Raw genomic sequence first — 11276 nt, forward strand, 5'->3', positions numbered from 1 at the left:
GAGATCGAGCCGGTGAGCGCGGCCGACCTCATGCGCTTCCTCTTCGCGTGGCAGCACGTCAAGCCGGGGCTGCAGCTCCACGGCCGCGAAGGGCTCGCGCGCGTCATCGAGCAGCTCGAGGGCTTCGAGCTGGCCGCGGCGGGCTGGGAGCGGGAAGTGCTGCCGGCGCGCGTGGGGCGCTACGAGGCGACCTGGCTCGACGAGCTCTGCCTGTCGGGTGAGGTCGCCTGGGGCCGTCTCGAGCGTCACGAGAGCACACGCCATGCGGGACGCCGGCTCTCGGGGACGGTGCCCATCACGCTCCTCCGCCGCCAGAACCTCGGCTGGCTGCTCGAGCCGCGCCAGGGCGAAGACGAGGCGGGGCTGTCGGCGCCCGCGCGCGACGTGCTCTCGCAGCTGCGGGCGGGGGGCGCGTCGTTCACCGACGAGATCGCCGCGCGGGTGCGCCGGCTACGCATCGAGGTGGAGGAAGCTCTCTGCGAGCTGGTCTCAGCCGGGCTCGTCACCGGCGACGGCTTTGCCGGCCTCCGCAGCCTCATGCACTCCGAGAAGCGGAGACGCCCGCGGGCCGGGCGAGCGCGCTCGTCGCGCGCACCCATCGGCACGGGACGCTGGGCGCTGCTCGAGGCGCCGCCCTCCTTGCCGGCCGACGATGTGCTGGAGGCGCGCGCCCGCCAGTACGTGCGACGCTACGGCATCGTCTTCCGCGAGATCCTGCAGCGCGAGCCCGGGGCCCCGGCCTGGCGCGATCTCCTGCGCGTGTACCGCCGGCTCGAGATGCGCGGGGAGCTGCGGGGCGGACGCATGGTGGGCGCCTTCGTGGGCGAGCAGTTCGCCGCGCCCGAGGCGCTCGAGGCGCTGCGCGCCGTCCGGCGCGAGGCGCCGAGCGGCCAGGCCATCCGGCTCTCCGCCTGCGACCCGCTCAACCTCACGGGGATCATTACGCCGGGCGCGCGCGTGCCCGCCATGCTGGGTCAGTGGGTGTCGTACCGCGACGGCATACCCGCAGCCGCGGAGGGACACGGGGCTAGGGCCTCCGAGCCCAGCACCGCCAAAGCCTAGCTTGCCGCTCTTGTCTTCGTCTGGGGCCGGCGGGACGCGTCGCCACGAGCTATTCACGGCGCGCGTACCGCATCCTGGCCTCCCCCTCACCCTACCCTCTCCCCCTTCGGGGGCGAGGGATCAAAGTGAATCCCTCTCTCTCGGAGAGGGAGAGGGCCGCAGTTCGAGCTGAAGGGCGCAGTCCTGAGGCGAGGGCTGAATAGACCAGGGTGGCGTTGTCGCGCGAATGGTCCGCGGTAGCAGGATGCCCAACATGATTTATTCGGCACTGCGTAACGAATCCGCATTGTTACAATCTTCGCCAGGGCTGTTGCCGTCGTCGGCAGCCTTCCTCGTGTCATGTCCGACCCGAAATGTCCGCGAGGTGCTTGACGACCTCCACGGCGCCCCCACCAGAGGGCGCCATGATTCCGGACCGCTCACACGTTGTTTCTGCGGAACAGGAGAGTAGCCCATGGAGACGCTGGCCACCCTGGCCCACGCGGTAACCGAATCGCTCGAGCTGTCCGAAGTCCTCGACCGCGTGGCCCATGCGGCCACGGAGCTCCTTCCCGATTCGTCCGCCCGCATCTGGGTCATGGAAGGAGAACGGCTCGTCCTGCGCGCCGAGCACGGCCCACATGGAGCCCCGCAATCAGGATTCAAGGGCGCCCTCGCCGTGGGCGAAGGGCTCACGGGGCGGGTGGCGGCCACGGGCGAGGTCCTCATCGTCGAGGACGTCGCCGACGACCCCGGCACCATCAACCGCGACTGGATGCGCCAGCAAGGCTACGTCTCCTTCATTGGTATCCCGCTCCTCGTGCGCGGCCGGCTGCTGAGCGTGCTCGCCTTGCTCACCCGGCACCGTCATGATTTCGAGGCCGACCAGGTGGTGCTCCTCACCGCGTTTGGCCGCCATGCCGCCATCGCGGTGGAGCACGCGCGGCTCTACAAGGAAGCCAAGGACACCAAGGATTTCCTCGAGGCGATGACCGAGAACTCCGCCGACGCCATCATCACCACGGACATTCACGGGCGCTTCACGTACTTCAGCTCGGGCGCCCAGGACATGTTCGGCTACCGCGCCCACGAGATCCTGGGCCACCGCGTGGCCGAGTACTACCGCGGGGGAATCGACGAGGCGCAGGCCGTGATGACCCAGCTCCGCGCCGACGGCAAGATCCGCAATCGCGAGCTGGGCTTTCGCGCCAAGGACGGCCGCTGGGTCGAGACGAGCGCTTCCATCTCGCTCATGTCGGATCCGAACGGTCAGATCATGGGCGCCCTCGGGGTGGTGCGAGACATCACGGACCGCAAGAAGGCGGAAGCGGCGCAGCGCGAGGCCGAAGAGCTGCGCACGATCACCACCCTGGCCACCACCACGGCCCACGAGATCAACAACCCGCTCCTCGTGATCAAGGGCCGCCTTGAGATGGTGGGCCCGCGCCTGCCCGAGGATTCCACCGAGCGCAAGTGGATCGAGCAATCGCTGGTGGCCGTCGCGCGCATTCAACAGATGGTGGCGCGGATGCAGCGGATCGCCCGCGTGCAGTACCTGGAAGGGGAAAGCCGATCCCTCCCCCGACTCTTCGATCTCAGAAAAGCCAGCGACGCCGAGGACTCTCCGGGAGCCTCCCCGCCCCCGCCGAAATCCAGATAAGCGCCGGGGCTCCGTGGTGCCTGGCTCGAGACCGCCCAAGAAGGGCGGAGGGGGCGTGGTCAAGCAAAGCGCGGGCTTGCTGCTCTATCGGCGCCCGGCGGGGAGGCTACTGGTCCTGCTCGTTCATCCCGGCGGGCCGTTCTGGCAGAAAAAAGATCTGGGCGCCTGGTCCATCCCCAAGGGGGAGTTTGCCGACGGTGAAGATGCGCTCGCCACCGCGAGGCGCGAATTCCGCGAAGAGACCGGCCTCGACGTCCCCGGCCCTTTCACGCCCTTGACACCGATCAAGCAGCCGGGCGGCAAGACCGTCCACGCGTGGGGCGTCGAGGGCGATTTCGACCCGCGAGCCTTGAAGAGCAACACCTTTTCGCTGGAGTGGCCGCCCCGCTCCGGGCGGGCGCAGGAGTTTCCCGAAGTCGATCGCGCCGCCTGGTTCGACCTCGAGGAGGCCAAGCGGAGAATCAACCGCGGCCAAGCCACCCTTCTCGACGAGCTGGCGGAACTGGTAGGACGCTGAGATTCGCCCCCTCATTCACTCAGCCCTCGCCTCGACGCTCGAAGCGCCTCGGCTCGAACTGCGGCCCTCCCCCCCGATGGGGGAGAGGGGTGTTGGGGTTTGTCGACCCCTAAGCCTCCGGCCGGCTCCGCGTCAGTTCTTCTTGAGGCGGACCTCTTCGAGGGGCGCCGACCAGGGATAGGGGTCGATGAGCATGAGGGCGGGGTCGGCCACCCGCGGTCCCACCGCGCTCGGCCAGATATAGTCCATGATGGGCGCGAAGCGCACGCGCTCGTTGAGGAGGCGCTGGATCTGGTGAAGCTGCGCCTCGCGCTTGCGCCGATCCGTCTCCCGGCTCTGCTGCTGGTAGAGTGCCTCGATGTCGGGATAGCCGCCATAGGTGAAGGCGCCGCTCGCCGGCACCGTCTCCGACAACCGTGAGGCGGCATTGCCGTAGATGGCATTGATGCACACGCACAGCCCGTGCAGCTTCTTGCTCGCCAGCGCCGTGTAGAAGGCTGCGCGCTCCATCGTGCGCAGCCGCACCTTGATCCCCACCGCTCCGAGATACTGCCCGACCGATTCGCCCATCGAGAAATACGGGGGCCAGGGATAGAGCTCGCCCGCATCGAAGCCGTTGGGGTAGCCCGCCTCGGCCAGCAGCTGCTTGGCCTTGGCGGGGTCATAGAGAGGCGGCTCGGTGGGAAGCGCGAATTCGAACTTTCGGGGGATCACGTTGCCCGTGGGCCGGGAGGCGCCGACCGTCTCCGCCTCGCTGAGCGATTTGCGATCCAGGGCGTAGCTGGCGGCCAGCCGCACGCGCCGGTCATGCCAGGGAGACTTCGGGTCCCACTGATCGAAGAAATCCAGATAGTACGTCCCGATACCACCCGAGAACGCCAGCTTGAGGGTGGGATCGCGCTTCACCTCCATGGCCTGCGGCGCATCCAGCAAGTACGCGAGATCGACTTCTCCCCTCTTCAGCATGGCCAGGCGCGTGGTCGACTCCAGCACGCTCTTGTAGACCAGCCGCTTGACCGACGGCATCTTGCGCCAGTAGCCCTCGTAGGCCTCCATGACCAGCTCGACACCGGGCGTATGGCTCACGAACTTGTACGGCCCGAGCCCCACTGGATTCTTCTTGAAGCCATCGAGGCCCACCTGCTCGACATATTTCTTCGGCACGATCCAGCCCGCCCCCGTGGCAAACGTCCCGTAATAGGTCATGAAGTCCGGGAAGGGCTCGTGCAGGTGGAAGCGCACTCGATAGGGGCCGGCGATCTCGACCTCCTTGACCTTGTCCTGGAGGATCTTGGCTCCCTTGGCGCGATGGAAGCTGAACTTCACGTCCTCGGCGGTGAACAGGTCGCCGTTGTGGAACTTCAGCCCTTCCCGGAGCTTGAAATCGTAGACGCGCTGGTCCGCGCTGACCGTCCAGCCCTCCGCGAGGCTCGGCGTCAAGTGGTTGCCCGGCATCGGCTTGACAAGAGCATCGTGCATGGCATACAGGACCCAGAACGGAGTGAGGACGCCCACCACCTCGGCAGGATCAAACCAGACGGGAGCCAAGGTGACGTACAAGGCCCAGCGCATCTCCCCTTCTGGCTTGGTCTGCGCGGCCGCGGGGTCGGGAAGGCCGCCGGCGAGCAGGAGGGAGAGCACGATCACCCATGCCAGAGCCGGCCTCGATTTGCCAGGCATTTCCGTCTTCCTCCCGTGGCCTTCCTTGGACAGGACGGTTCGACCGATGACCCTTGCGCGAGCCTTCTTACCGCGTCCGCTCCCGCAAATGCAAGCTCGGTGATGTTTGGCTGGCGCGCGCGAATCGGCGTGTTGCTCCCGCCCGGCAATCCCACGGTGGAGCCCGAGCTCTGCGGCATGGCGCCCACCGGGGTCAGCGTGCACTTCGCGCGAATGGAGGCGCCGCCTTCGAGCGGCCCGGCGGGCGGCGCGGCCGGAATGGAAGAGCGCACGCGCGCGTATCGCGAGGGACTGGAGGGTCCGGCCCGGGCCCTCGGCGAGGTCCGCCCTCGCGTGGTCGTGCTGGCCCACACGGCGTCGAGTTATGCCTTGGGCTTCGGCAATGACCAGCCCCTGGCCGATCGCATCTCGTCGCTGAGCGGAGCGCCCGCGCTCCTGGCCGCCCATGCGGTGCTGGCCGCCCTCCAGCATCTCGGTATCAAGCGGCTCGCTCTCGGCACGCCGTACCCGGAGGCCATCAGCGAGCAGGGCAAGGCCTACTGGGCTGCCGCCGGCTTCGAGATCGCCGGCTATCACCGGCTCGCCGACGTGCGGGACATCTATGCCGAGAACGAGGAGCGCGCATATCTTCTCGCACGTCAGGCCGACACGCGCGACGCCGACGCCGTCCTCCTGAGCGGGACGGGCATGCCCACGGTGGCCGTGCTCGAGATGCTCGAGCGCGATCTCGGCAAGCCGGTGATCAGCAGCAATCAGGCGTGTCTCTGGCAGGCGCTGCGGCGGGCGGGCGTCCGCGGAGCCATTTCCGGGTTCGGCCGCCTGCTGCGGGAACTCTGAGGCGCTGCTGACAAGGAGCCCCTGATTTACTCAGCCCTCGCCTCGCGGCTTCGCCGCTCAGCTCGAACGGTGGCCCTCTTCCCCAATGGGGGATAGGGATGAGAAGGCGGAGAACAGCCTCGTCTCAGGCGCTCTTCCTTCTGATCCCTCTCCCCCCCTGGGGGAGAGGACAGGGTGAGGGGGCACTTCAACCGGTCGGAGGGTCAGATGACCTATAAATCGATCAACTTCAGGCAGAAGCTCGAACTTTTCGACGAGCAATGGACGCCGAAGGTCATCGCTGAAATGAACGACTATCAATTCAAGATCGTGAAGCTACAGGGCGATTTCATCTGGCATGACCACAAGGATACCGATGAGACGTTCATCGTCCTCGACGGCGATCTGCGGATCGATTTCCGCGACGGCGCCGTCCGCGTTGCGACCGGCGAGATGTTCGTCGTTCCCAAAGGCGTCGAGCACAAGCCCTACGCGGAAAACGAGGTCAAGCTCCTGCTCATTGAACCGCGGGGGGTGCTCAATACGGGGCACGAGGGTGGGGAGCGGACGGCCGAGAACGATGTCTGGATCTGACCCTGTGCCTATCTCCAGCGCTCAGATCGTCGTCGACCCCGGATCCAGCCCGAGCAGGAGTCGACCCGCCAGCTCGTAGTTGTCCGGCGCGACCCACACGTGAGCGGCTGCCGTGTGGGCATCCCGAAGGCAACGATCGAGACGGCTCGTCGCGTAGATCGCGGTGGCCCCTCCCGCGCTGTACATGAGATCCACGGCCTCCGAGGCATTGGCCATGGCCTGCGCGATCGACAGCCGATAGACGGCGCGCTGCCCGGGCGACGGCCGCTCGCCGCGAGACACGGTCTCCCACAGATCGCGCGTCGCCTCGCGCACATACGCGCGCCCTGAGCCGACGAGAGCCTCGGCCCGGGCGACCTTGGCCTGGATGGTCGTGCGCGTCGCCAGCCGACCCTCGGCGGGAAGCCAGGTCGCTTCTTTCCCGCCCGCGAGCCCGATGAACTCATCGATCGCCACCCGACCGATCCCGAGGCCGAGCGCGGCGTGAGCGACGTGGGTCCAGCCCACGAACTGGTAGAGCGGCTGCGGGCGGTGCGACTCTTCGGAAGCGCTGTGGACGCGCTCCTCGGGGATGAAGACATCCGTGATGGTGAAGTCGTGGCTGCCCGTCCCTCGCATGCCGGTGGTGCGCCAGGTGTCGACGGCCTTGGCGTCCGAAGCGGGCAGCACGCAGCGCAGATAGATCGGCCGCCCGTCGGGCCCGAGACGCGGCCGCTCGCCGTCGTAGAGATGGCAGCCGACGTGGATCCAGCCGGCGATGAGGATATTGCTGCCCTGAGTCCAGCGCCCGGTCAGCCGATAGCCGCCCGGCACGGGCAGGGCGCGTCCCTTCGGCGGTCCCGAGCCGGCCATGATGGTCTGCCGCGGCGACACGAACATCGCGGCAAGAAGCTCGTCGGGAAGGCCGCGCGCGGTGATCGCCATGGTGCTGGTGGAGATGAGCACGCTCCAGGCCGCGGCACTGTCGGCCTGCGCGAGCGCCTCGATCACGTCGAAGTACGCCAGCGGATCCATCTCGCCGCCGCCGAGGGAGCGCGGCAGGAGCAGGCGATAGAGGCCGGCATCGGCCATGGCCTGCACGAGCGGCTCGCTCAGCGAGCGCTCGCTCTCCACCTCGTCGGAGGCGGCGCGCAGCCGGGGCGCCAGCGCCTTGACGGCGGCGAGCACGTCCTCACGCGCGTAGCTCGGGCCGGCCGGCGTGGTCATAGTCCGCTGATCACAGCATTGAGCTTGCCGGCCAGTCAAGCGCAAGCGTTGCTACCTTTCTAGCTGAAAGAGGCCCATCCGCGGGAGGCGTCTTGCTTCTTCACATCCCTCTCCCCTTTGGGGAGAGGGTAGGGTGAGGGGCACTCTTGACGCGGGGCGGTCGCCCCCTCACCCACTCAGCACTCGCCTCGTCGCTCGAAGCGAGCGTCTCAGCTCGAACCGCAGCCCTCTCCCCCGATGGGGGAGAGGGATCCATGAAGGAGCCAAAACCACCAGATGAGCATTCAGTGAGGTCGAACACTTTGCAGGTCGGTAGAGTGAGGGCCGAGCGCGGTCGTGTTCAGGTCCGGCGGCGCCCCACCGTTTCCGCCCTTTCGGGTCCGGTGTCCGTTCGCCGAATGGACCATCACGCGTTTCTCGCCCCTCCTCATCGAACCGGACGTGCGGTTTTCCCGCATCCGGCTCTCGGACGGGTTTCACACCCGGGCATATGCAGGTCGAGCCACGTGAAGACGCTGTAGCTGGTACACGCCCAGCTCCCCGAAGATCCGCGCTGCGGGGTAGCGCCTCGTCCCTCGCGACGGGACTTTGTGCCTCCGCCGCAGAAAACGCCTCACACGCTCCGTGACATAGCGATCGACCGCTCGGTAGGCCTGAGCCCGTGTGCCATAGCTGAAGTAGTTCGCCCACCCGCGTAATATGCGGTTGAGGTCACCCTTCACCTCACCCCACGGCTCCTGGTTGCCCGGACGGAGGATCTGTCGGATGCGCCCCTTGACCCGCTGGACCGCCGTCTTGGCCGGCGCGGCCCCCACGTACCGATGGCCATTCTTCCGCGACCGCATTGGCCCAAAGGTGTAGCCCAGAAAACTGAACGACTCGCGCCGCCCCTCGCACACCCGGGTCTTCTGCTCGTTGAGCGTCAGCCCCATCTGTGCGAACCACCGGCGACTCTGCGCGAGCACCTCCGCCGCCCCGTAGCGACACAGGACCACGAAGTCGTCCGCGTAGTTGACGAGCCGTGCCCCGTAGCGCCGGTCGAGCCCCCGCAGTCGGAAGACTTTCAGATAGCGGTTCATGTAGAGGTTCGCGAGCAGCGGCGAGATCACCCCGCCTTGCGGCGTGCCCCGCGTCGCCCGCTTGCCCCCGCTGTACCGCCACCCTCCACCGCTCGCCGCCTCCGCCACTGGCGCCTTGAGCCACCGCTTGAGCAACCGGAGCAGCTGTCCATCGCTGATCCGCCGCGCCAGCGACTTCAGCAACGCCGCGTGCGGAATCGTGTCGAAGTACTGCGACACGTCCGCGTCCACCACCTCCGTGTGCCCGGCACCCAACGCCCGGTGCACCTCCTGGACCGCCTCCAGCGCCCCGCGGCCCGGTCGATAGCCATAGGCTGTCGGTTCCAGGTCCGCCTCGAAGATCGGTTGCAAGATCAGCATGGCCGCGGTCTGCACCACCCGGTCCCGTATCGTCGGAATCCCGAGCGGCCGCTCGCCGCCACCAGGCTTCGGAATCAGCACCCGCCGCACCGGTTGGGGGCGGTACGTCTCCGTGCGCAGCGCCTCCTGCACTGCGGCCAGCCATTGCTCCCGCCCCGCGGCCTCGATGTCCTCGAATGTCACCCCGTCCACGCCCGGCGCCCCGCCGTGCTGCTGGCTGAGCGCATAAGCGTGCGCCAGGATGTCCACCCGATACACCTTGTCGTACAGCAGGTAGAAGCGATAGGCCGGGTCCTGCTTGGCCTTGGTGTAGAGCGCCTCTTGGAGTCGCCGGAGCTTCGGTGGAGTTGCCAGGCTCACGCCAATCTCCCGCCCCTTGACTCGTCGACGCGCACCCCGAACCAGGGCGCCTTCCCTCCCGACCGGTTCTGTTGTCCGGCCAGTCCATGCGGTACCGTGCGCCCCTCCGACACCCCGCGCGGCTTCCACCGAAATGCGGACGTGAGAGCCGCGACCCCTCGCCGCGCTGGGCTTCCCGTGTTGCCCCGTGCTCTGTGTCGACGTGCCACGCCCACTACCCCGGTGAGCGATCGCCCCATCATCGGTCGGTTACTCCGGTGCGATCCGGCGGCCTTCCCTGTTTTGAGGGCAGGTCGGCGCTCACGATTTTCTTTCGAGGCCTGCTCGGGCTTCACTCGCGTTGCGGCCCGTCGACTCGCAGACCCACCCATGGTGGGCCGATGTCCCGAGGGCTTCAGCGAGTCGATTGCTCTTCTCGCCGCCTCGGTAGCTACTGGGGTGCACCGACAACTCCCCAGGCCGGACTTTCACCGGCAAGAACACAGCGCCTTTCACGGCACACCTCAAAAGGGTCCAGATGCGAGGCGGCGAGGGAGGCGCGGCCCGAGGCGTACTCTCTGTACGTTGAGGGCCCGCGCCGACCGAGCCAATGAAGCAGATGGGCCCTTTTCAGCGACCTGCCTTACAGACGGGTCTCGTCGACAGCGAGGCCGAGCCAGTGGCGGCCGACCAGCTCGTAGTTGGCGAGGCGTGACTGGATATGCTGACTGATGACGTGGATGTCCTGGAAGTGGCGCTGGATGAGATGGCTCTCGTAGACCGCGGTGGCGCCGGCGGCGTTGTAGACGGTATCCACGACCTGGACGGCCAGGCGAATGGCGTGAGTGGTGGCGAGGCGCAGGGTCGCGCGCTGGTCCAGGGTGATCGTGCCCGTCGCCGTCAGATGTGCCCAGATCTCGCGGACCGTCTCCGTCAGGAAGGCGCGCCCCGTGCGAACATAGGCCTCGGCGTGGCCGATGTCCGACTGGACCAGGGCCTGATCGCGCAGGAGCCCGGTGACGGATCGCGGGGTCTTGGCCCCGGCCAGCTCGACGAAAGCGTCGAGCGAGGAGCGCGCCACGCCGAGGGCCACCGCGGCGTCGCCCGAGGCGAAGGCCAGGGTGCGCGGAATCTGGTAGAGCGGGCCAGGCTCTAGTAATCGCGCCGCCGTCGACAGCACCGTGCGCGCCTCGGGCACGAAGACGTCGTGCACCGCGAAGTGGTGCGTGCCCGTGCCTCGCATGCCGCGGACCTGCCACGTGTCCAATCGCTCGGCCTCGGCGACCGGCACGAAGAGATAGCGCGTCTCGGGCAGACCGTCTGGCAGGAGCCTGAGCTGACCGTTCTCGAAGACCTGGGCATGCGAGGCCTGCCAGGCCGCGTGACGGCAGCCCGTGCTGAAGCCCTGGCGTCCCGTCACTCGGTAGCCGCCCGGGACGACCACGGCCTTGGCCGTCGCGCCCGGCGTATTCGCGACCACGGCGCGCGGCGTCTCGATCCAGATGGCGCGGGCGGCCGCCGGCGGCATCCGCGCCGCATAGGTCGCGAAGATCGCGCCTTGATTGATGGCCCACGCGGTGCTCGCGTCGGCTTTCCCCAGCTCCTCGATCACCTGGATGTACGTCGGCAGGTCGAGCTCCCCGCCCCCCAGGCTGCGCGGCACGGCGAGATGAAAGAATCCCGCATCGGCCAGCGCCTCGAAGAGCGGCCGCGGCAGCTCCCGCTCGGCCTCGGTCTCATCCGCGCAGGATCGAACCATCGGAGCCAGCTTTCGCGCGGCGTCGAGCGGCGATTGCGTTTCGTTGGGGGCCATGGGTCCCTGTCAGTCCTCGCGGTTGGCGACCCGGGGACCGCCGCTCACGTACACGGTCTCCCCGGTCATGAAGTTCGCCTGGTCAGAGGCCACGAAGATCACCGCCCAGGCGATCTCTTCGGGACGGCCGAGCCGCTGGAGGGGCAGGTCGCGCGAGGCCTGGGCGATCAT

Annotated in this window: 10 protein-coding genes; 5 read left to right on the top strand and 5 right to left on the bottom strand. The window is 68.0% G+C overall.

The genetic code is table 11. The features are described 5' to 3' along the window. From VGT00_11975 to VGT00_11985, 3 genes are all read left to right on the top strand, one after another. The coding region (locus VGT00_11975; protein HEV8532128.1) for a hypothetical protein at positions 1 to 1062 on the top strand (1062 nt) is incomplete at its 5' end. 454 nt (positions 1063 to 1516) lie between these two features. Continuing rightward, entirely contained in the window at positions 1517 to 2701 is a 1185-nt protein-coding gene (locus tag VGT00_11980; GenBank protein ID HEV8532129.1) for a PAS domain S-box protein, read from the top strand. A gap of 55 nt (positions 2702 to 2756) precedes the next feature. Next, positions 2757 to 3218, top strand: coding sequence for an NUDIX domain-containing protein (locus VGT00_11985; protein HEV8532130.1), 462 nt, complete (start codon positions 2757 to 2759; stop codon positions 3216 to 3218). A gap of 132 nt (positions 3219 to 3350) precedes the next feature. Here VGT00_11985 and VGT00_11990 read toward each other — a convergent pair whose 3' ends face one another. Next, the gene (locus tag VGT00_11990) at positions 3351 to 4898 is read right to left on the bottom strand and encodes an ABC transporter substrate-binding protein (protein ID HEV8532131.1); all 1548 of its coding nucleotides are present in this window, start codon (positions 4896 to 4898) and stop codon (positions 3351 to 3353) included. Between the two features lie 102 nt (positions 4899 to 5000). Between VGT00_11990 and VGT00_11995 the strand changes: the two genes are divergently transcribed. Together VGT00_11995 and VGT00_12000 are read left to right on the top strand one after the other, a co-directional pair. Further along, a complete protein-coding gene (locus tag VGT00_11995; protein ID HEV8532132.1) occupies positions 5001 to 5735 on the top strand; it encodes an aspartate/glutamate racemase family protein in 735 nt (244 codons plus the stop codon). A gap of 207 nt (positions 5736 to 5942) precedes the next feature. Beyond that, positions 5943 to 6308 carry a cupin domain-containing protein gene (locus VGT00_12000; GenBank protein ID HEV8532133.1) on the top strand — a complete coding sequence of 122 codons (366 nt, stop codon included), beginning with the start codon at positions 5943 to 5945 and terminating at the stop codon, positions 6306 to 6308. A 21-nt stretch (positions 6309 to 6329) separates the two neighbouring features. On the opposite strand, the gene VGT00_12005 is transcribed toward VGT00_12000, so the two are convergent. From VGT00_12005 to VGT00_12020, 4 genes are all read right to left on the bottom strand, one after another. Then, positions 6330 to 7514, bottom strand: a complete 1185-nt coding sequence (locus VGT00_12005; protein HEV8532134.1) for an acyl-CoA dehydrogenase family protein — start codon at positions 7512 to 7514, stop codon at positions 6330 to 6332. Between the two features lie 476 nt (positions 7515 to 7990). Continuing rightward, entirely contained in the window at positions 7991 to 9313 is a 1323-nt protein-coding gene (gene ltrA, locus VGT00_12010; protein HEV8532135.1) for a group II intron reverse transcriptase/maturase, read from the bottom strand. 622 nt (positions 9314 to 9935) lie between these two features. Then, positions 9936 to 11105: an acyl-CoA dehydrogenase family protein gene (locus VGT00_12015; protein ID HEV8532136.1), complete on the bottom strand. Its 1170-nt coding sequence runs from the start codon at positions 11103 to 11105 to the stop codon at positions 9936 to 9938. Positions 11106 to 11114: 9 nt separating this feature from the next. Further along, entirely contained in the window at positions 11115 to 11276 is a 162-nt protein-coding gene (locus VGT00_12020) for an SDR family oxidoreductase (GenBank protein HEV8532137.1), read from the bottom strand.

The organism is Candidatus Methylomirabilota bacterium (assembly GCA_036002485.1).
In the GTDB taxonomy this organism is placed as follows: Bacteria; Methylomirabilota; Methylomirabilia; order Rokubacteriales; family CSP1-6; genus AR37.

Excerpts from the sequence above, each read along its gene's own strand:
- VGT00_11980 (HEV8532129.1), top strand. The coding sequence starts at position 1,517 with ATGGAGACGCTGGCCACCCTGGCCCACGCGGTAACCGAATCGCTCGAG.
- VGT00_11990 (HEV8532131.1), bottom strand. The coding sequence starts at position 4,898 with ATGCCTGGCAAATCGAGGCCGGCTCTGGCATGGGTGATCGTGCTCTCC.
- VGT00_11995 (HEV8532132.1), top strand. The coding sequence starts at position 5,001 with ATGTTTGGCTGGCGCGCGCGAATCGGCGTGTTGCTCCCGCCCGGCAAT.
- VGT00_12000 (HEV8532133.1), top strand. The coding sequence starts at position 5,943 with ATGACCTATAAATCGATCAACTTCAGGCAGAAGCTCGAACTTTTCGAC.
- VGT00_12005 (HEV8532134.1), bottom strand. The coding sequence starts at position 7,514 with ATGACCACGCCGGCCGGCCCGAGCTACGCGCGTGAGGACGTGCTCGCC.
- VGT00_12015 (HEV8532136.1), bottom strand. The coding sequence starts at position 11,105 with ATGGCCCCCAACGAAACGCAATCGCCGCTCGACGCCGCGCGAAAGCTG.
- VGT00_12020 (HEV8532137.1), bottom strand. The coding sequence starts at position 11,276 with ATGATCGCCCAGGCCTCGCGCGACCTGCCCCTCCAGCGGCTCGGCCGT.